The sequence below is a fragment of the Moraxella catarrhalis genome, from assembly GCF_001632285.1.
In the GTDB taxonomy this organism is placed as follows: domain Bacteria; phylum Pseudomonadota; class Gammaproteobacteria; order Pseudomonadales; family Moraxellaceae; genus Moraxella; species Moraxella catarrhalis.
In genome coordinates this window covers 37,100-62,826 of record NZ_LWAH01000001.1, presented here as the reverse complement: position 1 = coordinate 62,826, position 25,727 = coordinate 37,100, and the positions used below count along the sequence as shown (strand labels likewise).

Below are 25,727 nucleotides of genomic sequence, written 5' to 3'. Positions count from 1 at the left end.
GCACAGGTCGCTTAGAAATACTTTAAATAATTGATTGTTCATAGTTTTAACTTCACGACCGCACAGGTCGCTTAGAAAATATTAGATGAAAAGCGATTGGCGGAGTTGGTCTTCACGACCGCACAGGTCGCTTAGAAAAGTTCCTTGCCGACCAACCCCATAAAATGGGTCTTCACGACCGCACAGGTCGCTTAGAAAATATCCAGCGCCATTACCAGCCACCCACTGCACTTCACGACCGCACAGGTCGCTTAGAAAATGATTGAAAATGGGGCTTTATTTTAGGAGATCTTCACGACCGCACAGGTCGCTTAGAAAAGTATAAGTATTCTATGCTGTACCCAGTGCCACTTCACGACCGCACAGGTCGCTTAGAAATAGCAAATCAGCTTAATCTTTTTATTAAAGACCTTCACGACCGCACAGGTCGCTTAGAAATGCACGCAAAGAATTTCATGAAGATGCTTTGCCTTCACGACCGCACAGGTCGCTTAGAAAAGAGCGTTTTGATAAGTCTTTTGATGAAATTCCTTCACGACCGCACAGGTCGCTTAGAAATTCGTAGGTGTAACTATCACAAAGGTGAACTTCTTCACGACCGCACAGGTCGCTTAGAAATCATATTCAGCATTATAATTGACATGGCTGTTCTTCACGACCGCACAGGTCGCTTAGAAACTTGATAATTTCTAATTGCGCGGCGCGTATATCTTCACGACCGCACAGGTCGCTTAGAAACATGTTCTCAGTGATAACACGCCCAACCACAATCTTCACGACCGCACAGGTCGCTTAGAAAAATATCAATATCATGTACAGTTTTCATTAAATCTTCACGACCGCACAGGTCGCTTAGAAATAGGCAATGAGCCTGAAGTCAAAACATTCACCCTTCACGACCGCACAGGTCGCTTAGAAACACACACGCACATCATTTCAATAGATTTTATTCTTCACGACCGCACAGGTCGCTTAGAAAAATCATACTTGAGCAATACGAAAACAAGAAAACTTCACGACCGCACAGGTCGCTTAGAAATAATAGAACCATCGGTGAGCGGATTAATCAACCTTCACGACCGCACAGGTCGCTTAGAAAACTTGATTTAGTAGCTAAGCTTGATGTGTCAACTTCACGACCGCACAGGTCGCTTAGAAAGCCTTGGTGTTGTCAGTTTTTGAGCAGAACGACTTCACGACCGCACAGGTCGCTTAGAAAAAAAAACCGTTGTGGATAAAATCGCTCCTCTACTTCACGACCGCACAGGTCGCTTAGAAATGATGAGTTTGAGTTATACGCCATAAAGCCTGCTTCACGACCGCACAGGTCGCTTAGAAATTACACGCTACTGACCTACATTTGGGTAGGACCTTCACGACCGCACAGGTCGCTTAGAAAAGTTTCAAAATATCAACTTCCCCTAGTAGCTTCTTCACGACCGCACAGGTCGCTTAGAAAATAATTAACAGTTGCACAACCAATCTTAAAGACTTCACGACCGCACAGGTCGCTTAGAAAATTGACTGAATTTACCGCAGTTTCAATCGTTGCTTCACGACCGCACAGGTCGCTTAGAAATTTTGTTCTATGGCTACGCTGATTATTTAAAATTTTTGTGCCAATCCCTTGAAAATTTTATCCTTAACCATTATGAAGATGGGGAATTTATATTAACTTTTTTGGGGTAATTTATGACCGAACAAACCACCGAACAAACCACTATGGAAGAGATTATGGCTGAGACGACAACCGAGCAAGTCGAAGCACTTCATAGCCAAATCCAAGCGCTAGAAAATGAAGTCAAAGAAGCCAAAGAGACTGCCGCGCGTGCCAATGCCGAAAGCTATAATGCCCAACGCCGCATGGAACAAGAAACCGATAAAGCCAAAAAATTTGCACTACAAAAGTTTGCCAAAGAGCTTTTGGAGGTGGTTGACAATCTAGAGCGCGCCATTAAAGATACTGAAGAGACAGGTACAGATGACGCATCACTTAAAGGCATTCGCCTAACACATAAAGTACTGCTTAGCATCCTTGAGAAAAATGGCGTCGTGGCCGTGGGTAATGTCGGTGATACATTTAATCCAGAGATTCATGAAGCGGTAGGTATTTTCCTAGAAGCTGAAAAAGACATCATCGGTCAGGTGCTTCAAAAAGGCTACATTCTCAACGAACGCACCTTAAGACCTGCGATGGTAATGGTAGGGGCTTAAGTCAAATCTTGGGGATTTATTGAACAATTTCAATCAGTTAAATAAAATAATTTTTTTTGAAAAAAGTTGAACCCCCCTTGAAAAGCCAAAAATAAAACAAATATAACACCCAAGCTTGGTAGTATTTTAAATTAAATTTTAAATCTGGAGTAAATTATGGCTAAAGTTATTGGTATTGACCTAGGTACAACCAACTCATGTGTGGCAGTACTTGAAGGTGATAAAGTCAAAGTAATTGAAAACGCAGAAGGTGCACGCACCACACCATCGATTGTGGCATTTAAAGATGGTGAAACTTTGGTCGGTCAAGCGGCTAAGCGTCAAGCGGTCACCAACCCAAAAAATACTTTATTTGCAATCAAACGCCTAATCGGTCGTCGTTTTGAAGATAAAGAAGTCCAAAAAGACATCTCACTTGTACCTTTTAAAATTGTCAAAGCAGATAATGGCGATGCTTGGGTTGAGGTCAATGATAAAAAACAAGCACCGCCACAGATCAGTGCTGAAGTTTTACGCAAAATGAAAAAAACCGCCGAAGACTATCTTGGCGAAGCTGTAACCGAAGCTGTCGTTACTGTACCTGCCTATTTTAATGATGCCCAGCGTCAAGCAACCAAAGATGCAGGTAAAATTGCAGGTCTGGATGTCAAACGCATCATCAACGAACCAACTGCAGCCGCTTTGGCATACGGTATGGATAAAAAAGGTGGTGATAAAACTGTGGCAGTTTATGATTTGGGTGGTGGTACATTTGATGTATCAATCATCGAGATTGCCGATGTCGATGGCGATCAGCAATTTGAAGTTTTAGCGACCAATGGCGATACCCACTTGGGCGGCGAAGATTTTGACTTAGCATTGATTGATTATTTGGTTGAAGAGTTTAAAAAAGAACAAGATGTTAACTTAAAAGGCGACCCTTTGGCAATGCAGCGTCTAAAAGAAGCTGCCGAAAAAGCCAAAATTGAGCTATCAAGCAGCCAATCAACGGAAGTAAACTTGCCTTACATTACTGCAGATAGCTCAGGTCCAAAGCACTTGGTGGTTACCATCAGCCGTGCTAAGCTTGAAAGCTTGACTGAGGATATGGTTGCTCGCACAATTATCCCTTGCAAAACTGCTCTTGAAGATGCTGGCTTATCAGCAAGCGATATTGATGATGTGATTTTGGTTGGTGGTCAAACTCGTATGCCACTGGTTCAACAAAAAGTTCAAGAATTTTTTGGTAAAGAACCTCGTAAAGATGTCAACCCAGATGAAGCAGTTGCCATGGGTGCTGCTATCCAAGGTGCGGTACTGTCTGGTGACAAAAAAGATGTTCTGCTACTTGATGTGACGCCATTAACTCTAGGTATCGAAACGATGGGCGGTGTGATGACACCAATCATTGAGAAAAACACCATGATTCCCACCAAAAAATCACAGGTATTCTCAACAGCAGCAGATAATCAACCAGCGGTATCAATCCAAGTTTATCAAGGTGAGCGTAAAATCGCCAACCAAAATAAACTGTTGGGTAACTTTGACTTAACGGATATTCCACCTGCACCTCGTGGTGTACCACAAATTGAGGTTACTTTTGATATCAACGCTGATGGCATCATGAATATCAGTGCTAAAGATAAAGGCACAGGTAAATCACAATCTATTCAGATTAAGGCAGACTCTGGTCTATCAGAATCTGAAATTGAAGAGATGATTCGCACCGCTGAGGCAAATGCTGCCGAAGATGAGAAGTTTGCTAACCTTGCAAATGCTCGTAATGAAGCAGACGGTCGTATTCACGCTGTCCAAAAAGCGCTAAAAGAAGCTGGTGATAAAGTTACAGCTGAAGAGACTACTGCTGTTGAATCTGCCATCAGTGCACTTGAAGCTGCTGCCAAAGAAGATGATGCTGATGACATCAAAGCTAAACTTGAAGCTTTAGATAATGCGTTCTTGCCAATCAGCCAAAAAATCTACGCTGATGCAGGTGCTCAAGGTGCTGAGCCACAACAAGAACAAGCAAAACCCGCTGATGATGGTGTCGTTGACGCTGAATTCACCGAAGTCAAAGACAAGTAATCACTTGTTGACTTCACCAAAATAGCCCATTCATGATGGGCTATTTTTATTGAATTGGCAACATAAAAACCCTAAAATCATTACATTGGGGTGCTGATAAAGTGTTATACTATCTTATCTAATAAATCTGCTACTTCACTACACGGAGAAGCCATGAGCGACATTTTAAATCAATTTATTCCCATCTTTTTTGTCACCTTTGGGATTTTTATTTTATTTTTCTTATTTATGGGTGTTGGCTATTTTGTCAAAAAAAAGCCACTTAAGGGATCTTGTGGCGGTGTGGCGACCTTAATGGGTGATGAACATTGCCAATTTTGTGGCAATGACCCCAATAAATGCGAAAGTAATATCGACAAGATTGACGATACCGCTCGCAATAAATTAAGCAAGATTGCCAAACAAGCTTAAAAATCAAATAAAATCAGTCAAATATATCATCATTTGACTGATTTTATGGGCAAAGATGATAAGAATTAAACAAGCGGCATTTGCCCAAACCCTCGTCTTTGACGCATCACCTCATATAACACCATTCCTGTGGCAACACTGACATTGAGGCTTTGAGGACGATCCAAAACTTCTGCCATAGGAATATATACCGAAGTATCACACATCGTTTGAGTTAATCGACGCATGCCATCACCTTCTGAACCCATAATGATGGCAACCTTACCCCCAAAATCACATTCAAATGCTGGCTTAGCAGACTTATCAAGTGCCGTTCCAAAAATAAATACACCTGATTTTTTCATTTTTTCTAGTGTTCGAGCCAAATTGGTTACCGATATCACAGGGATGACCTCAGAAGCCCCAACGGAAACCTTAGCCACAGTTGGTGTTATCGGTGCTGACTGGTGTCGAGGAAGAATAACTGCATCCACACCCATCGCACAAGCGGTACGCAAGCAGGCACCTAGATTATGAGCATCTGTAATCTGATCGAGTACCAAAAACAGCACATCATCTTGCATAAGCAAATTATCCAGAATCGTCTCATCTGCCATCGGTGCGGTGCGTGCCAGAGCAACCACGCCTTGATGTTGCTGACTGCCACAAAGCTCGGTCAATCGCTCACGGTGAGCATTTTGGATACTGATACCAAAATGCTTGGCAGACTGAACAATCAGCTGATGCTCTGAACTCATCTGCCCATCGTCACGCAACTGAATAAATAAACCAAGCACCTCTTCAGGACGGCGTTTAATCAACATACTAACAGCATGAATGCCATAAAAGTACGGATTTTTGGGCTTGGCTGGCTTGGCTTGGTGATGTGGTTTGTTCAGTTTTTCTTTAGAAGAAGATTTAAAGCTTTGATTATTTGTTTTTTGACTGCGTTTTTTCATGATATTATCTTTGAGTGATTAAAATTGATCATCATACCAGTAGGCTTAGCATGGCTTAGTTTATTTTAGAGTCAGAAATTTTGGTGAATTACTTGGTAAATTTCAGTAGGCTCAAGCGTCACAAGCTCATCAACCATCACATCAGGCTCATAAGCATGGATGATATTCTTAAGCCGCTCACCCAGTGCCAAATAGTGATACTGTCTATGATGCGGCAACCTCCGCCATGCTTGATAGGCCATTTCGCTACTAATAATGACAAAGACATCAGCTTTTTCGTTGATTATTTTTAAATTTTTCTGAAAATTATCCATCAAATCCATGGGAATAAATCGCTCATACCAACGAATGACATCAATCTGAACGCCTCGTGCTTTTAATGTCTCATGTAACAGCTTACGCCCACCAGCACCCCGCCAAATCAAAACCCGACTGCCTGATATCAGCGACCGAATCTCAGTCATTGCCAGCATACCCTCGTTATTAGTAACCCTAGGTAAAACAACAGGCAGCCCACGATCAGTCAATACTTTGGCAGTTGCCAAACCAACAGCAACAATGGGTGCATTAGGCAACTTGGATTGCCAATGATGGCCACCATGCAACTTATCTAAATATTCAAGTGCTCGCCGTGCTGACTCAACGCTGGTCACCACAAGCACATCATAGTCATGATCAAGCCATGCACGCATCATCGATGCTTTGGTCTCTGTCATGGGCAGCGTCTGGATGTCTAACAGCGGCAGATCAATGACTGGCATACCCGTCATTTGACGAATGGCTTGCCCACGGTGCTTGGGTCGGGTGTTAATGAGTAAAGTTGACATCATGAATTAAGGGCATTTTGATAAACTTGTTTTAAAATATCATCCGCACCTTGCATGAGTAACTCATGTGCGACATCTATCCCAAGTTGTTCGGCTGCTTGTTCATCCAGTTGGATTTCACCCATAAGCTTGTGTGACTGTTGTGCTTTTAATAAGGTCTTACCGTCCACTGAGCCGACTCGTCCACGCAGAGTCAACATACCATCTTCAATCACAGCAAAGCCTGCAATCGGTACTTGGCAACCGCCTTCAAGGGCACGATTCATAGCACGCTCAGCCAACACACACAGGCGTGTCTTGGGGTGATTAAGTGGAGATAACAACAGCTTAATTGCTTCATCATCGCTGCGGCACTCGATGGCAAGTGCCCCTTGACCCACCGCAGGTAAAGACAGTTCATCATCAAGCTCATGACGAATCCGCTTATGTAAACCCAACCGCTCAAGACCACTTGTCGCCAAGATAATGGCGTCATATTCTCCTGCATCAAGCTTACCCAACCGAGTGCCGACATTGCCACGCAAACTTTTGATGTCCAAATCAGGTCGTGCCTGACGCAGCTGACACTCACGGCGTAGACTGGATGTGCCAAGAATTGCCCCTGTCGGCAAATCATCCAAATGCTCAAAATGATTAGACACAAAAGCATCTGTCGGTGCATGACGCTCACAATAAGCCCCAAGCATCAGCCCCTCAGGTAGTACCATCGGTACATCTTTGAGTGAATGCACTGCAATATCAGCACGCTTATCATACAAAGCCTGTTCAAGCTCCTTGACAAACAGCCCCTTACCACCAATTTTGGCAAGTGGTGTATCCAAAATCTTATCACCTTTTGTCACCATCTCAAGCAGCTCAACTGACAAAGATGGGTAAAGCTGTTCAAGTTTTGCTTTGATAAAATTCGCCTGCCACAGTGCCAATGGGCTTTGGCGTGTGGCAATGGTTAGGGTGCGTATGGTCATATGTGATCCAAATTTTTGATAAATTTAATCTATTATAAGAAATTTGGCGATCAAATACCAACATCTACCATGGATTTGTTCATCATCTTTATACCAATTATTATTAATTAGTTATTTTTATTAATTATGTTATAAAATTTAGATAAAGTACCATCATATACCGCCTAAAATTATGCTATACTTTGGAGACATTTTATCATTTAAAGTCATACAAGGAATTAGCATGAGCGAACAAACTTCAAGCATGTGGGGCGGTCGTTTTTCAGAGGCGACGGACAGTTTTGTCGCAGAATTTACCGCATCGGTCAATTTTGATAAGCGGATGGCACGCCAAGATATTCAAGGCTCTATCGCCCACGCCACCATGCTGGGTATGTGTGGCATCATCACCCAAGATGAATCTTGTCAAATCATTAACGGTCTTACCCAAATTCAAGCCGAGATTGATGACGGTAAGTTTCAGTGGTTGGTAGTGCTTGAGGATGTGCATATGAATATCGAAAGCCGCTTGACGACACTTATCGGTGATGTCGGTAAAAAATTGCACACTGGTCGCAGCCGCAATGACCAAGTTGCTACAGACATTCGCCTATGGCTGCGTGATGAGACGGATAATATTCTGGTGCTGCTTGCCAAACTACAAAGTGGACTTTTGGATTTGGCAGCCAACCACACTAAGACCATCATGCCCGGCTTTACCCATCTTCAGACCGCTCAGCCTGTCAGCTTTGGGCATCATGTCATGGCATGGTTTGAAATGCTTGTGCGTGACAGCGAACGCTTTGTAGATACACGCCACCGAATTAATCAAATGCCGCTAGGTTCGGCTGCTTTGGCAGGTACTACCTATCCAATTGATCGCACCATCACCGCACGCCTGCTCGGCTTTGAGGGCATTTGCCAAAACTCACTAGATGCGGTGTCTGACCGTGATTTTGCCATTGAATTTACTGCCAATGCGTCTATCTTAATGATGCATTTATCACGCATGAGCGAAGAGCTGATCTTGTGGATGAGTGCACAGTTTGGCTTTATTCATATTCCTGATCGATTTTGCACAGGTTCATCCATCATGCCCCAAAAGAAAAACCCTGATGTACCAGAATTGGTGCGTGGCAAGGCAGCGCGTGTCTTTGGGCAGCTCACCACTTTGCTGACACTCATGAAAAATCAGCCACTGGCTTATAACAAAGATAACCAAGAGGATAAAGAGCCACTGTTTGACTGCGTGGACACCTTAACTGGTAGCCTGCTTGCCTTTGCTGATATGTTGCCAAATATCATCCCAAATGTGGACAATATGCGTGCAGCGACCATGAAAGGATATGCCACAGCAACTGATCTAGCAGACTATTTGGTCAAAAAAGGCTTACCATTTCGTGATGCACATGAGGTGGTGGGTAAAGCGGTTGGGCTTGGTGTCTCAAAAGGCGTGGATCTTAGTGAGCTTTCATTAGATGAACTTCAAAGTTTTAGCCCACTGATAGAATGTGATGTCTTTGATTGCCTAACTTTAGAAGGTTCACTAACTGCACGCAATCACATTGGCGGTACTGCACCAAATCAAGTATTATCAGCAATTAAACGGGGTCATGAACGAATTATCAATCCCAAAACCGCCTAAACCAATCCACGGTCTACGAATGATAAATGACAAGAATTTATTAATATCAATAAATTTGATCAAATATCATTTACAACATATTTGGACAAATTAAGTATCCTGCCTTATCCTTTAAAAATAAGCCGCTAAAATGCCCAAAAACATAACTCAGTCATGTTTTTGGGCATTTTACTAGGATAATTTAATGGTCGGCCAAAAACCCACCACTTTGGCGTGCCCAAAGCGATGCATACACGCCATTTTTGGCAATCAGCTCATCATGACTGCCCATTTCTACGATATGACCCCGATCCATCACCACAAGCTTATCCATCGAGGCGATCGTTGATAACCGATGGGCGATGGCGATGACAGTTTTGCCTGCCATCATATCATCAAGGCTTTGGGTGATGGCATGTTCAACTTCACTATCTAACGCACTGGTCGCTTCATCAAGCAATAAAATTGGTGCATTTTTAAGCATCACACGAGCGATAGCGATACGCTGGCGTTGACCACCTGATAGTTTGACACCACGCTCGCCAACCTGTGTATCAAGCCCTGTATTGCCAAATTTATCTTTTAAAGTCTGGATAAAATCCCATGCGTGAGCTGCTTTAGCAGCTGCGATAATCTCATCATCGGTGGCATCAGGACGACCATAAGCGATATTTTCACGCACTGTACGATGTAGTAGCGAAGTATCTTGGGTAACCATGCCGATATTTTGACGCAAAGATTCTTGGGTGATGGTCTTAATATCTTGCTGGTCAATGTAAATTTGACCGCCATCAATATCATAAAATCGCAAAAGCAAATTAACCAGCGTGGACTTACCTGCCCCTGAGCGACCTACCAATCCGACTTTTTCGCCTGCCTTGATGGATAAACTAAAATCATCAAGCAATGGTTGGCTTTGGTCTTTTTTACCATAGTTAAATGAAACTTGCTTAAAATCAATCTGTCCTTGTTTCACATGAAACACTTGGGCATTAGGGTCATCTACCACATGATGTGGCGTGGTCAAAGTCTTCATACCGTCTTGAACCGTGCCTAGATATTCAAATAATCCCGCCGTCTCCCAAAGTACCCAATGGGTCAGACCCTGCAAACGAATAGCAAGTGCCCCTGAAACCGCAACTGCACCTGCGCCCACCACGCCAGACATCCACAAATACACGCTCATCGCAACCGATCCTGAGACCGTCAAGACAGCAATCACAGAAACCAAAATTTCAAGCAGTGAGACAAGTCGCATCTGGTCATGCACTGTGCCCAAAAAATGTTTCATGGCTTCTTTGGCATAGCCAGATTCTCGGTGTGAATGGCTAAATAGCTTCACTGTGTTGATATTAGCATAAGCATCGGTAATTCGACCTGTCATCAAAGCACGAGCATCCGCCTGTATCCGACTGGTACGCTGAAGGCGTGGCAATACAAATACCAATAAAGCCGAAACCGCTAAAATCCAAAATACAAATGGCACTGTCAGTAGTGGGTGAATCCCAGTCAAAACAGCCCCTGCTCCCACCAAAAATGTGAGAATAAAGACAAACACACCAATCAGCGTCATGACCACATCACGCACCGCTAAAGCAGTTTGCATCACCTTGGCTGACACACGGCCAGAGAATTCATCTTGATAAAATTGCATCGACTGGCCCAGCATTTGCTGATGAAAAATCCAGCGTAAACGCATTGGCACTACCCCTTGTAGTACCTGATGGTGAATGGTTGTCTCAAACAAAAGCACCAGCGGAATGAATGCACTGATTGCCAGCATGATCAATAGATCTGATTTTTTTTGTGCCCAAAATTCACTGGGAGAATACACACTAAGCCAGTCAACAATTTGCCCAATCCACGCATACACATATGCCCAATAGATGCCTGAAATTGCTGTTAATACTGTAAATAACAAAAGCCAACCACGATATCCCAAAGTACAGGCATAAATAAATGAAGCCAGCGAATGGGTATGAGTGGGCAGGCTAATATCAGGAAAAGACTCTAAACGTTTTTCAAAATATGAAAAGAACGACATAAGTTACCAATTTTATGAATACAATTATCCATTATAACAGAATTTAATGGCTTGCCGAACATCCATCCAACAAGCCATCTTGAAAAATATCCCAAAATATAAATTAAGTAAAATCATACTTCGTGATACAGCTTACTGCCTTCTTCTTTATATTTTTCTTTCATTTGTTGTAGTCCTCTTTCCACATCCAATCCCTTGGCATAGTCACGGACATTTTGGGTAATCTTCATGGAGCAAAATTTAGGGCCACACATAGAACAAAAATGTGCCGATTTATGGGCTTCTTTAGGCATGGTCTCATCATGCATAGAGCGAGCCGTATCTGGATCAAGCGATAAGTTAAACTGATCCTCCCAGCGAAACTCAAAGCGAGCCTTAGACAGGGCATTGTCACGCACTTGGGCGCCAGGGTGTCCTTTTGCCAAATCAGCAGCGTGGGCGGCGATTTTGTAAGTAATGATACCATCTTTAACATCTTTTTTATTAGGCAGACCCAAATGCTCTTTTGGCGTAACATAGCACAGCATTGCTGTACCATACCAACCAATCATCGCCGCCCCTATCGCACTGGTGATGTGGTCATAGCCAGGTGCGATATCAGTTGTTAGAGGTCCCAGCGTATAAAATGGCGCTTCTTTACACACATCCAATTGCAAATCCATGTTTTGTTTAATCATATGCATGGGTACATGCCCAGGCCCTTCAATCATGACCTGAACATCATGCGCCCATGCTCTTTGGGTAAGCTCGCCCAGTGTGTGCAGCTCACCAAATTGTGCTTCATCATTAGCATCTTGGATACAGCCAGGTCTTAGCCCATCACCCAAACTAAATGACACATCATAAGCTTTCATAATCTCACAAATCTCATCAAAATGTGTGTATAAAAAGTTTTCTTGATGGTGAGCTAAGCACCATTGTGCCATGATAGAGCCGCCACGGCTGACAATGCCTGTCAAACGATTGGCAGTCAGAGGTACATAACGAAGTAGCACGCCTGCATGAATGGTAAAATAATCCACGCCCTGTTCAGCTTGCTCGATGAGTGTGTCTTTAAAAATCTCCCAAGTTAAATCTTCTGCTACGCCACCGACTTTTTCTAACGCCTGATAAATCGGCACTGTGCCAATCGGCACAGGTGAATTACGGATAATCCATTCTCGTGTCTCGTGGATATTTTTACCCGTCGACAAGTCCATGATGGTATCTGCCCCCCAGCGGGTCGCCCATGTCATCTTAGCAACCTCTTCTTCGATGCTAGAACCTAAAGCAGAATTGCCAATATTGGCATTGATTTTTACCAAAAAATTACGCCCAATAATCATTGGCTCACATTCTGGATGGTTAATATTGGCAGGGATAATCGCACGCCCTGCAGCAACCTCAGAGCGGACAAATTCTGGGGTAATCTGTATTAAATTATTTGCCCCAAAGTTTTGTCCTTGGTGCTGACGCATATCAATGCCTTCACGCTGACGCTGATTTTCACGAATGGCGATGTATTCCATTTCAGGGGTAATGATACCTTGCTTGGCATAGTGCATTTGAGTGATATTTTTACCCAATTTAGCTCGGCGTGGTTTTGATATATGGGCAAAACGAATGTTTTGGGTGCGAATATCTTTAAGACGCTCACGCCCAAATTGGGAGGTTAATCCACTAAGCTCTTCACTATCATCACGCTCAAGAATCCAGTTTTGACGTACATGAGGCAGACCTTTATTTAGGTCAATTTGTACATTAGGGTCGGTATAAACACCTGAGGTATCATAAACCAAAATTGGCTCATTTTTCTCAAGGCCACCTTGGGCAAGCCCTGTTGGTGTATCTGTTAAGCTAATTTCACGAAATGGTACGGCAATATCAGGGCGAGACCCTTGGATATACACCTTTTTAGAAGCAGGCAAGACTCGGGTTAAATCTTTGGCATCTTCATCATGTTGGGCAATGATTTGGTTTAAAGCTGGGTTGGTCGGTTGGCTCATGGCATGTCCTTAAATTGGCTTTATCAATCAAGCCATTTAAAGAACTTGTCAATGAAACGGGCTAATTTCATGACACATCTTTAATTCACTTGATTCCTACACAGGTCTTAACCTTCAGGTTCAACGGTATTTGTTTATAACTTTATGATAATACATTCAATAATATCACAGTAAAACAATCTCAACAGCTGCTTGGCTGTACTCCGTCAAGTTACAAAGATTAGTATAGCATAATTTTAAGAGGATAAATATTTTTAATGATATGCGTTTTTGGCTTGTCAGTCATCGCATCTGCCTGTTATCATATACGCATAATTATTTTTGTCTCTTAGGAATATCGCATGAAAGTTTTGGTTTTGGGTGGCGGCGTCATCGGCACCACAACGGCGTATTATCTTGCCAAAAAAGGCGTTCAAGTGACCGTCATTGAGCGTCAACACACGGTTGCCCAGGAGACAAGTTTTGGTAATGCTGGGCAAATCTCACCAGGCTACTCAACACCATGGGCTGCCCCTCAAATTCCCACAAAAGCGATTAAATGGCTATTTCAAAAACATGCGCCATTAGCGATTCGCCCTGATGGGTCAAGCTTTCAAATGTCGTGGCTGACCCAAATGCTCAAAAACTGTACCCATAAACGCTATACCATCAATAAATCACGCATGATGCGGGTGGCTGAGTACAGCCGAGACTGTTTTCGTCAGTTGCGTCTTGATACTGGTATTGATTATGAACATCGCACCCAAGGCACACTTCAGCTATTTCGCACCCAAGCACAGCTTGATCAGGTCGGCAAAGACATTGAAGTATTAAAAGAATGCGGCGTGGATTATGAGCTACTAGATAAAAACAGTCTCAGCCAAGCTGAACCTGCTTTGGCTCATGCGGCCGCACAGCTGACGGGCGGTCTAAGATTGCCGCACGACGAAACTGGCGACTGTAATTTATTCACCAAAGCACTGGCTGAGATCTGCAAAGATATGGGCGTTGAATTTCGTTTTAATACCACAATTGACAAAATCACTCATAATAACCAAACCATTACTGGCGTCATCGCTGACGGTGAGCTCATCACTGCAGACAGTTATGTGCTTGCATTGGGCAGTTATTCACGGGCGATGGCAAAGTCGCTGGGGCTTGATTTACCCGTATATCCAGTTAAAGGATATTCATTGACTGTGCCTATTATTGATGAAAGCCGTGCACCCATTTCCACCGTCATTGATGAAACCTATAAAATTGCCATCACACGATTTAATCAACGCATTCGTGTGGGCGGTATGGCGGAGTTAAGTGGCTTTGATTTGAATTTACGACAAAAACGCCGTGAGACACTTGAGATGGTTACCAAAAGCTTGTTTGATGGCGGAGATTTAAAAAACGCAACCTTTTGGACGGGTCTTCGACCCATGACACCAGACGGTACGCCCATCATTGGCCAAACTGATCTAAAAAATTTGTATCTCAATACTGGGCATGGTACCTTAGGTTGGACCATGTCTTGTGGTTCAGGCAGCCTAATCAGTGATATCATTACCCATCAGACACCCAGCATCAGCCTTGATGGCCTATCATTAACCCGTTATCAATCAGCATAAGGAAAATTATGAGTATCATCCAAAAATTTGACAGCAATGACACCTTAAGCGAAGTGGCGGTTCATGGCAGTGTGGTTTATTTGGCAGGTCAAGTACCTGACGATGATAGCCTTGACATCGCTGGGCAGTCACGCCAAGTCTTTGCTAATATCGATAAGGCATTGGCTTTGGCAGGCACCGACAAAAATCACTTGCTATCTGCTCAAGTGTTCATCAAAAATTTGGAGGATTTTGAAGGCTTTAATAACGCTTGGAAAGAATGGATGGCAGGCTCAACGCCGCCAGTACGCGCAACCATCCAAGCCAACTTGGTCAATCCAAACTGGCTCGTTGAGATCATGGTAACAGCCGCCCAATCATAACCCAAACAAGACCGCAGCCGATGAGCTGCGGTATTTTTTAATTGTGATACAACCGCCTAACCACTTCACCAATCGTTTTGATGCCTTGGTCAAGTGTGTGATCGTCTTGGGCAATCGACAAGCGGATACACTCTTTGGCGTGTGGATAATCCGCCGTCTGCATTCCCACAAAAAAATGCTCACTTGGGATAATCAGCGTGCCTTGTTGCTTTAAAATCTGATACAGCTTGGTCGTAGAAATCGGTAAGCCCTCAAACCACACCCACAGAAAAATCGCGCCTTCAGGCTGATGGATATAAACAGGATAATCTGCAAATTCTTCTTGGAGGCGACGGATAGCAAATATTGACTGTTTTTTATAAAATGGGGAGATGAGCTCATCAGACAGGCAAATAATCTCATCATTTTCAAATAATGGTGTGGCAATCGCCGCCCCAAAGCGTACCGGCGATAGATTCACAATGGCGTTCATGTTACTGACAGCCTTAGTAACCTTTGGATGCGCAATGATGATACCCGTGCGCACGCCTAGCAGACCGATCTTTGATAGGCCAAAGCATAAGATGGCCTCATCATCCCACTCAAGGGTTGTGCTGGTGTGGATAATATTTGGAAACGGCGCACCGTAGGCATTATCAATAATTAAAGGTATGCCGTGCATTTTGGCAAGCTGTTTTAGGTGTGCCATCTCACCGTCTGTCAGTACATTGCCCGTTGGATTGGTTGGGCGTGAACAGCAAATTGCACCAATTTTATTATTATTTAATTCTTCTAAATTTTCAAGAGCATCAAAATCCACTTTATATTTAAAAAATCCTTCACGACCTTCATGTGTGGTTTTTTCGATGATTGGGGGCAGCGACACAAAATAAGAACCCTCAACTTGTACATCAGCATAGCCGACATATTCAGGCGACAAAGGCAGTAAAATGGATTTATGACTGCCATCACAAAATTGCCTGCAAACAAATTAAATAAATAAAAGAATGCGTTTTGAGAGCCATTCGTCAGCACAATATGATCAGCGGTCAATCCCCAACCATAGTGACGATTAAAAAATTCAACAAGCACCTTGATAAATTTACTATCACCTTGCGGCGAAGCGTAATTACTCATACTTTCTATTGCCGTACCGTTGGTAGCGATTTGTTGATACGCTGCATGATATGCTGCTGATACTTCTGGAATATTCGCAGGATTGCCACCACCAAGCATATTGATCGGTGTATCGCTATTTAAGGCATTACCCAAATCATCCATCAGTTGCAAGATGGGGCTATTTTGAATAAATTTTTCGCCAAATTTTGAAAATTACATCTCAAACCTTGTTATTTATTTTTGTTTCATGTGAAACATTATTCAATATATTTGACCTTCAAGGGTGGAAAGCCATTAAATTCAACCGATGAATAAGAGTTGGTATAGGCACCTGTCGTCAGCCAGTATAACTTATCGCCAATTTCAAGATTTTGAGGCAATTTATAGGCTGCATCTTCATACATAATATCTGTACTATCGCAGGTTGGGCCTGCCAAAATTACCGTACCTTTTTCAGTGGCGGTTTCCATTTTTGGCGTATAGACGGGATATTTGATCGCCTCACCCAAAGTTTCGATCAAGCCTTGGAATAAGCCTACATCTGTATACACCCATCGGGTCAAATCAGTGCGTGATTTACGACTGATCAAGACAACTTCTGAGACCAAAACGCCACTGTCGCCCACCATAGAGCGCCCTGGCTCTAAGATAATCTCAGGCATCTCATCTTCATCAAAATCTTCGGACAAATAGCGGTGAATCTCTTCGGCATAGACTGAAATTGGGTTGACTTCACTGATGTAATTGGTTGGAAAACCACCGCCCAAATTGATCATCTGAAGCTTAATCCCTTCTTCATATTTCATCCAGTCAAACATATATTTAACCTTAGCAAGCGCATCATCCCACGCTGCCACATCTTTTTGCTGACTGCCCACATGAAATGAGATCCCATAAGGGACAAGGCCCAGATTTTTTGCTTGCACAAGTAAATCGATCGCCATGTCAGGATGGCAGCCAAATTTGCGTGATAACGGCCATTCGGCCGTGTCAGCACCATGCACTAAAATACGGACAAATACCTTTGAGCCAGGGGCATTATTAGCGATATTAATTAGATCAGCTTTAGAATCAGTTGCGTATAAATCAATACCCTTATTATAGGCATACTTAATATGCACTGCTTTTTTGATGGTATTACCATAGGAGATACGGTCAGCTGTAACACCACAATCTAAGACACGGTCAAGTTCATAAATCGATGCACAATCAAAATTTGAGCCCAAATCAGCCAAATATTTGACCACTTCGGTGGCGGGACTTGCTTTCATGGCATAATGGATTTTTGCCTTAGGAAATAGCGTGACCATCTCTTCGTATTTGGTCTTAATTCGGCTCAAATCAACCACCAACAAAGGTGTCTCTTGACCTTCTGCCGCTTGGGTAAATTTCTGCCACTGGGCTTGGCTAAAATACTGATCAATCTTAATCACTAAGGCTTGCTCCTATCAAGTTTTTTAAAGCTGTGTTGATGTGTCTGGTTAAGTACATAATGAAACGCATCAAAAAAGCTTGCTTAAGTTTATTATAGCAAGCTTTTGGCGGTCGGGCTATGCTTTTGAGCATCGATCTCATCAATCGTCACGAGTACGCACTTCTAATAGCTCAATCTCAAAACGTAGCGGTGAGTTGGGTGGAATTTTACCAACTGCACGATCACCATACGCCAAATGTGCAGGCACGATTAATTCTCGCCTGCCGCCAACTTGCATGGGCACCACACCAACCCCCGAGTCATCAAAGCCTAGCACGCCCAAATCCCAACCTTTGATCACGCGACCTGTGCCGATCACGCACTCAAATGGACGACCACGGTGCACAGAAGCATCAAACACCGTGCCATCCATCAGATAGCCTGTGTATTCAGTGATAATCAAAGCACCTTTAACGGCAGTTTTGCCTGTGCCAACCACAATATCTGTCGCTTTTATCATAAGCTTTTACATCTTATTCAGTCACTGAAGTATTGCTTGCCAAAGTGATGCGAGTGGTGTGTTCGGTTGATACTTTTTCAACTTGTGATAACGCTTCAGCCACTTTTTGTGCGCTTAGGCTGTCTTGTGCCAGTGTGCTACTTTCGATACCTTGGGTGTCTTGGGCAATTAAATCATCAACCTTTTCAATGATTACCCGTGCACGACCTTGAGAAAGTGGTGCAATTTTAGCAAATGCACCTTTTGACAAATCTAAAGTCACGCCATATTTACCAAAGCCGCCACGGTCATTCACTCGGCAAATCACTGATTTATCATTGGCGGTGTTGGTAACTTTTAAATGCGTGCCAAATTTATGGCTATTACTGGCACAGGTCATTGCATTTTGGTTAAATCTCTCGCCACTTGCTGTCTTTTTGCCATGAAACTTATCACCATAGTAGGTGACGGTTGCCGCTTGAGCAGACAAGGCAGACAGCGCCAAAGCAGCTACAAAAATCTTTTTCATCATCTGATCCTTAGGCTTTTAGCCTTTGGTGGATTTATGTTGATTTCAGTGCAGTTTCACTAAAATCTCAAAAATAATGGCGTATCATAGCCAACACCCATGATAATTACAAGGATTTACATATTCTTTGACAAATTTTTAACAATTGATATTTAATGTTACTAAAGTATTGCTGAGTCTGTCTTGTTTTTTTGATTGCCTTTAATAAAAAGCTCAATATCTACATTGAGCTTTTTTAGCAGGTGAGTTGCTATCAAGCGGTCCAATCAGCGCAGGGGCTGATGTAAATTTAGACGAATGATTTCATTATCATCCGCCAAATTTGCATTACGCCCTGACGAGCCTGGAAAATTATTATCATTAAACACTGTGATAGTGCGATCATCTTCAATGATAATATCTTCGATGGTAAAAAATGGAAAAGTGAATCTTTGACCCACACCCATATCGCCTGCTCGAACAGGACCGTACAAATGATCGGGATTATCAATGTTCATCAGATCAACAAGATCCGTGCGATCAACTGCTTGACCTGACCGACCAAGCGTAATGCGGATCAATTTTTTATAGCCATTCCAGTCGTTTTCGGTATCATCTCGCTCAATTACAATCCCTGATCGGTTATCAATCATCTGAAAATCACCAATCGCTGTCGCTCTTTCATCCAGCACAAACCAGTAATGGTTGCCTGTATAAGCTTTTTTCTGGACATCAAATTCAGAAATTAGCAACTGCTTAGTGCCTGTATCAGTTAATGGCTTTTCTAGCATGGGATATAAAAATTTGCCATCACTCGACAGCGCCATCCCTTCAAAGCCGCCACTGCGCTGCACGGTAGTAGGTGATGAGTAATTGGTATTCAAAGGGTTTTGAGGTGAACGCAGCTGCTGATTTTTCTGATTCGGATGCGGTAATGCGATCGGTGCATCAATCAACACGCCTTCTTTATTAAAATGCAGCAAAAAGGGTCCAAACTCTTCACCAATCCAATAACTGCCGTCAGAGGTTCGCTGAATAGATTCAGGGTCAAAGTCTGCACCTGTTAAGAGTCTGTCAGCTGAGTTTTCATTAACGATTTCAAAAGGGATGAGCTTGTTAGGATCACGAAGCTGAATAAAATCCAGCACTTTCACCTCACCACCACCCCCTTCTTTGGAGCGAAAATCAACATCAAGATGATAAATCCGCAATAAAAAATCTGCTGAATTATCCTTGGTGCCATAACCATTATCTGCCAACACAGTATAGCTGCTATCATGGTTTTTTAGGGCACCAGAAAACCCCTGAACCGGCTGAGCTTTAAAGGGTACAACGATGCCATTGGCTGTCTTGGCTGCCCTACCTGAGATTGGACCTGCGGCATAAGTTTCGACATCCAGTTTGGCAAATCCTGTCAAAGTTGCCGCAGGATTTGCCCATGCCATAGATGACAAACCCACCATGAGGGCTAAGAAAATGTGTGTTTTGGCGATATAAAATTTCATCACAACTCCATAAATAGTACTTTTGATGGCATTGTAATCAGTGATGATGACAATAAGACTTATTTTTTATGACAATTTAAAGATCATAAAGTAAGGATAAAAAAATCGCCCAACCAAGCTTGGTTGAGCGATAAGCTAACTTAATCCACCAATCATTCCCATTCAATCGTTGCAGGTGGCTTGCTTGAGACATCATACACCACACGAGAAACCTCTTTGATTTCATTCATGATGCGTGTTGAAATTTTATCAATCAGCTCATAAGGCAAATGTGCAAAACGAGCCGTCATAAAATCTACCGTCTCAACGGCACGCAGTGCGATCACCCATGCATAGCGTCTGCCATCACCAACAACGCCCACTGATTTGACAGGCTCAAATACTGCAAAAGCTTGGGCAGTTTTATCATACCAGCCAGACGCTCTAAGCTCTTGCATAAAAATATCATCTGCAAGACGCAAGATATCGGCATATTCTTTTTTAACTTCACCCAAAATACGCACGCCCAATCCAGGACCTGGAAAAGGATGGCGATAAATCATATGATGCGGGATGCCAAGTGCAACGCCAAGCTTACGCACCTCATCTTTAAATAAGTCACGCAAAGGCTCAACCAATTCAAATGCCAAATCATCAGGCAAACCACCCACATTGTGATGTGATTTGATGACATGTGCTTTGCCTTGCTTGCTGGCTGCTGACTCGATGACATCAGGATAAATTGTGCCCTGAGCCAAGAACTTAACGCCATCAAGCTTACGCGCCTCTTCCGAGAACACTTCGATAAACTCACGGCCAATGATTTTACGCTTCGCTTCAGGATCACTCACACCTGCAAGTGCATTTAAAAAACGCGCCTCACTATCAGCACGAATCACACGAATGCCCATGTTTTCAGCAAACATTTGCATCACCTGATCGCCTTCATTTAATCGTAATAATCCATTATCCACAAACACACAAGTCAGCTGATCACCGATGGCACGATGAAGCAGTGCTGCAACCACAGAACTATCAACGCCACCTGATAGACCAAGCAATACTTTTTGATTGCCAATTTGGTTTTTGAGTTGCTCAATACGCATCTCAATGATATTTTCAGAATTCCACGCATTACCACAACCACAAATGATATGCACAAAATTAGAAATCAGCTGTTCTCCTTTTTCGGTATGTGTCACCTCAGGATGAAATTGCACACCGTACAACTGACGATCTTCATCAGAAGCAGACGCATAAGGGCAATTTGGTGTAGAAGATGTTACAGTGAAACCTGTTGGTAGGCTTGCCACCTTATCGCCATGGCTCATCCAAACTTGAGATTGATTTTTTTCATCATTGATTTTGCTAAGCAGTTTATCTTGATGCGTGATATCAATCTTGGCATAGCCAAATTCATGCACCAATCCAGCTTCTACCTTGCCACCTAATTGTTCGGACATGGTCTGAAAACCATAACAGATACCCAAAACAGGCACCCCAAGCTCAAAGACAGCCTTTGGTGCTCGAGGCGAACCTTCTTGATGAACACTTTCAGGGCCGCCAGATAAAATAATGCCCCTAGGATTAAATGCACGAATATCTTCATCAGACATATCAAACGCATGAATCTCAGAATACACACCAGCCTCACGCACACGGCGAGCAATAAGCTGGCTATATTGTGAGCCAAAATCAAGAATAAGGATGCGGTCTTGGGTAATGTTGGTCATTAAAATACCTTCGGTTAATCAAATCAATAGCAGTTAAAGTGATCGTATTTTAGCATTTTTTGAATATAAAAATAAGTAGCTAATACGCATGAGTATTTAAATTATCATACATCACACAATTTTTCGTATGGTCTGAGTCAAACACCGATACTGTTTGAGTATCGGTGTTTGATTTAGGTATCAATATCGGCATTTAGTGCATTTTCTTCAATAAAGATACGACGCGGTTCAACCTCATCACCCATTAAGCAACTAAATAAATGATCAGCCTTGATCGCATCTTCAATGGTGATTTTAAGCATACGACGATTTTCAGGATCCATGGTCGTTTCCCAAAGCTGCTCTTTATTCATCTCACCTAGACCTTTATAACGCTGCACATCCACACCACGGCGAGCAGCAAGCATCAACTGTTGCCATAAATACTCAAAATCTTTAATGATGAAATCCTTGTCACCACGACGCAAAAAAGCACTGTTAGATAAAACGGTATTCCAATTGGCACTGAGTTTTAATAAACGCATATAGTCAGCAGAACCCAAAAAATTCGTATCCAATAAATACTGATGTGGCAGGCGATGAATATGAAGCGTAACACGAGGTAGCCAATGTCCATTGCCATCATCCCCGCCCAATACTTGTACCGCTTCAACTTTGGCATCAAGCTTTGGTTCTAAGTCGTTAAGCTGATTTTCAAGTGCCAAAGCCCACTCATCAACTGCCTGTTTATCGCCAATGGCAGAGACATCAAGCTTTGGTATCAAAGTAAGTGCATCTAGTAGATGCGATGGATATTTTGATTGCAAATGTGCTTTAATTACTTGGCTTTGACTGTAATCTTTTAAGAGTTTTTCAAGTGCCACGCCAGTCACAGGCGGTGTATCTTTACTCAAAAATAGCTGATGGTCATCAATGGTTGATGATAACAAATATGCATCCAAGGCTTCGGTATCTTTTAGATAAACCTCTTGCTTGCCGCGTTTGACCTTATATAACGGTGGCTGAGCAATATAAATATGACCACGCTCAATCAGCTCTGGCATTTGACGGAAAAAGAAAGTCAGGAGCAAAGTGCGAATATGGCTACCATCCACATCCGCATCGGTCATGATGACAATTTTATGGTAGCGAATTTTGTCAGGATTGTATTCGTCAGGTCCAATACCTGTACCCAAAGCGGTAATCAGCGTCCCCACCTCAGCACTTGAGAGCATTTTATCAAATCGTGCACGCTCAACATTTAAAATTTTACCTTTCAAAGGTAAAATTGCCTGCATTTTACGATTACGACCCTGTTTGGCAGAACCACCCGCAGAGTCGCCCTCAACGATAAACAATTCAGATAAAGCGGGGTCTTTTTCTTGGCAATCAGCCAATTTGCCCGGCAAACCTGCAATATCTAAAGTACTTTTGCGGCGTGTCATTTCTCGGGCTTTGCGAGCTGCATCACGCGCCCGTGCTGCATCAATGATTTTGCTTGCAATCATCTTAGCGGCAGTCGGATTTTCAAGTAAATACTCAGATAATCGTTCATGCATGGCGGTCTCAACCACGGATTTAACTTCACTTGAAACCAGCTTGTCTTTGGTTTGTGAGCTAAATTTAGGATCAGGCACTTTAACAGAAATGATGGCGGTTAAGCCCTCACGCGCATCATCACCTGTGATTTGAACCTTTTCTTTTTTGGTGATATTTTCAGAGTCTAAATAATGATTTAGACAGCGTGTCAACGCTGAACGAAACCCAGATAAGTGCGTCCCACCATCTTTTTGAGGAATATTATTGGTAAAACAAAGTACCTTCTCATTGTAGCTGTCCGACCATTGCAGCGCAACCTCAACACCGATGCCATCTGCACCATCTGCAGTAAAATGAAAAATATCGTTTAAGGTGTGTTTGCCGCCATTAATATAACTGACAAATTCAGACAAACCGCCTTTATGCTCAAACACCTGAGTAGTACTTGTACGCTCATCCGTTAAAACAATCCGAACCCCTGAATTTAAAAATGATAACTCACGCAAACGCTTGGCAAGAATATCGTAATCAAAGTGTTGCACGCCCTTAAAAATCTCAAAGCTTGGATAAAAACGCACCTGAGTACCTGTCTGAGTAGACGGCTCAAGCTTAGCCAGTGGCGCATCTGGCACGCCGTCAGTATAGTTTTGGGTATGAGCATAACCATCACGCCAAATCGTTAAGATCAGCTTTTTGGACAGTGCATTGACCACCGAGACGCCAACACCATGTAGGCCACCAGATACTTTGTATGAATTATCATCAAATTTACCGCCTGCATGAAGCACCGTCATAATAACCTCGGCAGCTGATACACCTTCTTCAGGGTGGATATCCACAGGAATACCACGCCCATTGTCCATCACCGAAACAGATTCATCGTCATGGACGATAATATTAATCTCATCACAGTGACCTGCCAATGCCTCATCAATGGCATTATCCACCACCTCAAACACCATATGGTGCAAGCCTGTACCATCATCGGTATCACCGATATACATACCTGGGCGGACACGCACCGCCTCAAGCCCACGCAGAACTCGGACATTTTTAGCGGTGTATTCAATTTCTTGTGCATCGACCTGTGGATGATTGTTGGTATTATCGGTCATGAAACTTCCTTAAGTGGGGCGGTTAATTTTTAAGCAAATTACCCACAATTATTCATAAAAAAACAGGGTATATTATAGCATTTTTTTTATAAAAAGTCATTGTCACGCCTAGCTTTTGGCAGTTATTTTATCGACTTTATGAAATGTTGCACTCTTGGAATTTACCCTGTTCCACATGAAACATCTTATAAGATAAGTCTTCGGCGGTACGCTGATTTGGTGCAGAAGTCGCCATAAAGCCATCAGACTTAAGTGCTAAGATTTTTTGGTGCGTCTGTACATTAAGGCTGGTGATAATCGCTTGGCAAGGCAACGAAAATACCGTTTTGAGCAAAATTTCAATGGCATCTTCATCAAGTTCAGCATCAAGATCATCAATCAATACAACTGGCGGATGTGCTGTCTGCATAGGTATCTTATCGATGGCATGACACATCAGCTTTAGCTGAGACAGTTTTAGGGCAGTAATGAGGAGTTTTTTTTCGCCACGAGATAGGATATGCGTGGCTTGTTCGTGGATTGTTTGCCCTTGATTGTTTTGAGAATGAATTTTGACATTGATGTCTGCACGATGTGCACCTATGCGTGTATAACCTAAGCTCATGTCTTGATTAAGACGCATTTTTAGGGTTTGACTCAAGGGTTTGGTATAGTCAAAACCTGCCAGATATTGTAGGCTAAGCGATGAGTGATACTCAGGCAAAAGCTGCTTTATCATCTCATCAAAATATCTGGTCCATTGATCAAAAACTGCCAAGCGATGCTCGTGTAAAGCATGCGCATAAAATCCAAGCTGTTCATCCCAAGCAAACAGCTCAGGAAGCTTATGATGAACGCTAGGATGTTTGAGTAGAGCGTTTCTTTGTTTGAGTAGGCGTTGGTATTGTAGCCACTGATGATAAAACTTAGGCTGAATATGAAAAGTCAGCCAATCAAGCATCTGACGCCGAGAGATACTGCCTTCATCCAGCAAGCTCATACTAACAGGGTCGATGAGCAAGGTTGGCAAATGAAAGCTTAGCGTACTTTGGGTTGAAACGGTGTGTTCATTAAATCTTAAAATAGAGTCAGACTTGCCTGTCTCATCGAGCTTTTTTTGGATAGCAAGCGTACAGGACTCTTCAAATTTTGTGCGTGCCCATACGGTACAAGCACTTTGATGGTGACGGATATATCGTTTAGGCTCATGATGACGAAAGCTTTTGCCTCGTGACAACAAAAACACCGCCTCCAACAGCGATGTTTTACCACTTCCGTTAGCTCCGACAATCAGATTACACGCTGCAAGCGTTAAATTTACCTGCTTAAGGTTGCGCAGCTCATGTATTTGCAACTGCTTAATCATAA

18 protein-coding genes, 1 pseudogene and 1 CRISPR repeat array are annotated in these 25,727 nt (G+C 42.9%); of the genes and pseudogenes, 6 read left to right on the top strand and 13 right to left on the bottom strand.

Going from position 1 to position 25,727, the window contains the following annotated elements; all coding sequences use genetic code 11:
- Positions 1-50 precede the first annotated feature (50 nt).
- Positions 51-1,579: direct repeats of the CRISPR family, unit length 28 nt; unit sequence CTTCACGACCGCACAGGTCGCTTAGAAA.
- 113 nt (positions 1,580-1,692) lie between these two features.
- From grpE to nqrM, 3 genes are all read left to right on the top strand, one after another.
- Positions 1,693-2,214, top strand: coding sequence for a nucleotide exchange factor GrpE (gene grpE / locus A4U55_RS00275; RefSeq protein WP_063453870.1), 522 nt, complete (start codon positions 1,693-1,695; stop codon positions 2,212-2,214).
- Positions 2,215-2,370: 156 nt separating this feature from the next.
- The gene (gene dnaK, locus A4U55_RS00270; RefSeq protein WP_003669031.1) at positions 2,371-4,278 is read left to right on the top strand and encodes a molecular chaperone DnaK; all 1,908 of its coding nucleotides are present in this window, start codon (positions 2,371-2,373) and stop codon (positions 4,276-4,278) included.
- Between the two features lie 153 nt (positions 4,279-4,431).
- Positions 4,432-4,689, top strand: coding sequence for a (Na+)-NQR maturation NqrM (gene nqrM, locus A4U55_RS00265; RefSeq protein ID WP_003662198.1), 258 nt, complete (start codon positions 4,432-4,434; stop codon positions 4,687-4,689).
- Between the two features lie 65 nt (positions 4,690-4,754).
- Here the strand turns inward: nqrM and rlmB are convergent, their stop codons facing one another.
- The 3 genes from rlmB to hemC form a co-directional block, all read right to left on the bottom strand.
- A complete protein-coding gene (gene rlmB, locus A4U55_RS00260; protein ID WP_063453869.1) occupies positions 4,755-5,627 on the bottom strand; it encodes a 23S rRNA (guanosine(2251)-2'-O)-methyltransferase RlmB in 873 nt (290 codons plus the stop codon).
- A gap of 71 nt (positions 5,628-5,698) precedes the next feature.
- Complete coding sequence (locus A4U55_RS00255) at positions 5,699-6,457, bottom strand: uroporphyrinogen-III synthase (RefSeq protein WP_003666713.1); 759 nt, start codon at positions 6,455-6,457, stop codon at positions 5,699-5,701.
- The gene (hemC, locus tag A4U55_RS00250; RefSeq protein ID WP_003662203.1) at positions 6,454-7,419 is read right to left on the bottom strand and encodes a hydroxymethylbilane synthase; all 966 of its coding nucleotides are present in this window, start codon (positions 7,417-7,419) and stop codon (positions 6,454-6,456) included. The genes A4U55_RS00255 and hemC overlap by 4 nt, the downstream gene beginning before the upstream one ends.
- Before the next feature lie 223 nt (positions 7,420-7,642).
- Between hemC and argH the strand changes: the two genes are divergently transcribed.
- The gene (gene argH / locus A4U55_RS00245; protein WP_063453868.1) at positions 7,643-9,043 is read left to right on the top strand and encodes an argininosuccinate lyase; all 1,401 of its coding nucleotides are present in this window, start codon (positions 7,643-7,645) and stop codon (positions 9,041-9,043) included.
- Between the two features lie 181 nt (positions 9,044-9,224).
- Here the strand turns inward: argH and A4U55_RS00240 are convergent, their stop codons facing one another.
- Together A4U55_RS00240 and thiC are read right to left on the bottom strand one after the other, a co-directional pair.
- Positions 9,225-11,066 carry an ABC transporter ATP-binding protein gene (locus A4U55_RS00240; protein WP_063453867.1) on the bottom strand — a complete coding sequence of 614 codons (1,842 nt, stop codon included), beginning with the start codon at positions 11,064-11,066 and terminating at the stop codon, positions 9,225-9,227.
- A 113-nt stretch (positions 11,067-11,179) separates the two neighbouring features.
- Positions 11,180-13,051, bottom strand: a complete 1,872-nt coding sequence (gene thiC / locus A4U55_RS00235; protein ID WP_003664145.1) for a phosphomethylpyrimidine synthase ThiC — start codon at positions 13,049-13,051, stop codon at positions 11,180-11,182.
- Between the two features lie 341 nt (positions 13,052-13,392).
- Here thiC and A4U55_RS00230 point away from each other — a divergent pair, with 341 nt between their 5' ends.
- Positions 13,393-14,649, top strand: a complete 1,257-nt coding sequence (locus tag A4U55_RS00230; RefSeq protein WP_063453866.1) for a D-amino acid dehydrogenase — start codon at positions 13,393-13,395, stop codon at positions 14,647-14,649.
- 8 nt (positions 14,650-14,657) lie between these two features.
- Positions 14,658-15,011 (top strand): RidA family protein, encoded by a 354-nt coding sequence (locus A4U55_RS00225; protein ID WP_003662212.1) that lies wholly within the window; start codon positions 14,658-14,660, stop codon positions 15,009-15,011.
- Between the two features lie 37 nt (positions 15,012-15,048).
- Here A4U55_RS00225 and A4U55_RS00220 read toward each other — a convergent pair.
- The 8 genes and pseudogenes from A4U55_RS00220 to recF form a co-directional block, all read right to left on the bottom strand.
- Positions 15,049-16,271: pseudogene (locus tag A4U55_RS00220) on the bottom strand (valine--pyruvate transaminase).
- A 95-nt stretch (positions 16,272-16,366) separates the two neighbouring features.
- Positions 16,367-17,542: a type III PLP-dependent enzyme gene (locus A4U55_RS00215; RefSeq protein WP_003664140.1), complete on the bottom strand. Its 1,176-nt coding sequence runs from the start codon at positions 17,540-17,542 to the stop codon at positions 16,367-16,369.
- Positions 17,543-17,683: 141 nt separating this feature from the next.
- Positions 17,684-18,043 carry an FKBP-type peptidyl-prolyl cis-trans isomerase gene (locus A4U55_RS00210; protein ID WP_003662217.1) on the bottom strand — a complete coding sequence of 120 codons (360 nt, stop codon included), beginning with the start codon at positions 18,041-18,043 and terminating at the stop codon, positions 17,684-17,686.
- Positions 18,044-18,056: 13 nt separating this feature from the next.
- Positions 18,057-18,551 (bottom strand): septal ring lytic transglycosylase RlpA family protein, encoded by a 495-nt coding sequence (locus A4U55_RS00205; protein ID WP_003664138.1) that lies wholly within the window; start codon positions 18,549-18,551, stop codon positions 18,057-18,059.
- A 266-nt stretch (positions 18,552-18,817) separates the two neighbouring features.
- Positions 18,818-20,035: an esterase-like activity of phytase family protein gene (locus A4U55_RS00200; RefSeq protein ID WP_003664136.1), complete on the bottom strand. Its 1,218-nt coding sequence runs from the start codon at positions 20,033-20,035 to the stop codon at positions 18,818-18,820.
- 152 nt (positions 20,036-20,187) lie between these two features.
- The gene (guaA, locus tag A4U55_RS00195; protein ID WP_003672771.1) at positions 20,188-21,747 is read right to left on the bottom strand and encodes a glutamine-hydrolyzing GMP synthase; all 1,560 of its coding nucleotides are present in this window, start codon (positions 21,745-21,747) and stop codon (positions 20,188-20,190) included.
- A gap of 173 nt (positions 21,748-21,920) precedes the next feature.
- Positions 21,921-24,380, bottom strand: a complete 2,460-nt coding sequence (gene gyrB, locus A4U55_RS00190; RefSeq protein WP_063453865.1) for a DNA topoisomerase (ATP-hydrolyzing) subunit B — start codon at positions 24,378-24,380, stop codon at positions 21,921-21,923.
- A 136-nt stretch (positions 24,381-24,516) separates the two neighbouring features.
- Positions 24,517-25,725 carry a DNA replication/repair protein RecF gene (gene recF, locus A4U55_RS00185; RefSeq protein ID WP_003666728.1) on the bottom strand — a complete coding sequence of 403 codons (1,209 nt, stop codon included), beginning with the start codon at positions 25,723-25,725 and terminating at the stop codon, positions 24,517-24,519.
- Positions 25,726-25,727: the final 2 nt, after the last annotated feature.

Bases quoted from the DNA above. Each gene is read 5' to 3' on its own strand.
- grpE (WP_063453870.1), top strand. From the start codon at position 1,693: ATGACCGAACAAACCACCGAACAAACCACTATGGAAGAGATTATGGCT.
- dnaK (WP_003669031.1), top strand. From the start codon at position 2,371: ATGGCTAAAGTTATTGGTATTGACCTAGGTACAACCAACTCATGTGTG.
- nqrM (WP_003662198.1), top strand. From the start codon at position 4,432: ATGAGCGACATTTTAAATCAATTTATTCCCATCTTTTTTGTCACCTTT.
- rlmB (WP_063453869.1), bottom strand. From the start codon at position 5,627: ATGAAAAAACGCAGTCAAAAAACAAATAATCAAAGCTTTAAATCTTCT.
- A4U55_RS00255 (WP_003666713.1), bottom strand. From the start codon at position 6,457: ATGATGTCAACTTTACTCATTAACACCCGACCCAAGCACCGTGGGCAA.
- hemC (WP_003662203.1), bottom strand. From the start codon at position 7,419: ATGACCATACGCACCCTAACCATTGCCACACGCCAAAGCCCATTGGCA.
- argH (WP_063453868.1), top strand. From the start codon at position 7,643: ATGAGCGAACAAACTTCAAGCATGTGGGGCGGTCGTTTTTCAGAGGCG.
- A4U55_RS00240 (WP_063453867.1), bottom strand. From the start codon at position 11,066: ATGTCGTTCTTTTCATATTTTGAAAAACGTTTAGAGTCTTTTCCTGAT.
- thiC (WP_003664145.1), bottom strand. From the start codon at position 13,051: ATGAGCCAACCGACCAACCCAGCTTTAAACCAAATCATTGCCCAACAT.
- A4U55_RS00230 (WP_063453866.1), top strand. From the start codon at position 13,393: ATGAAAGTTTTGGTTTTGGGTGGCGGCGTCATCGGCACCACAACGGCG.
- A4U55_RS00225 (WP_003662212.1), top strand. From the start codon at position 14,658: ATGAGTATCATCCAAAAATTTGACAGCAATGACACCTTAAGCGAAGTG.
- A4U55_RS00210 (WP_003662217.1), bottom strand. From the start codon at position 18,043: ATGATAAAAGCGACAGATATTGTGGTTGGCACAGGCAAAACTGCCGTT.
- A4U55_RS00205 (WP_003664138.1), bottom strand. From the start codon at position 18,551: ATGAAAAAGATTTTTGTAGCTGCTTTGGCGCTGTCTGCCTTGTCTGCT.
- A4U55_RS00200 (WP_003664136.1), bottom strand. From the start codon at position 20,035: ATGAAATTTTATATCGCCAAAACACACATTTTCTTAGCCCTCATGGTG.
- guaA (WP_003672771.1), bottom strand. From the start codon at position 21,747: ATGACCAACATTACCCAAGACCGCATCCTTATTCTTGATTTTGGCTCA.
- gyrB (WP_063453865.1), bottom strand. From the start codon at position 24,380: ATGACCGATAATACCAACAATCATCCACAGGTCGATGCACAAGAAATT.
- recF (WP_003666728.1), bottom strand. From the start codon at position 25,725: ATGATTAAGCAGTTGCAAATACATGAGCTGCGCAACCTTAAGCAGGTA.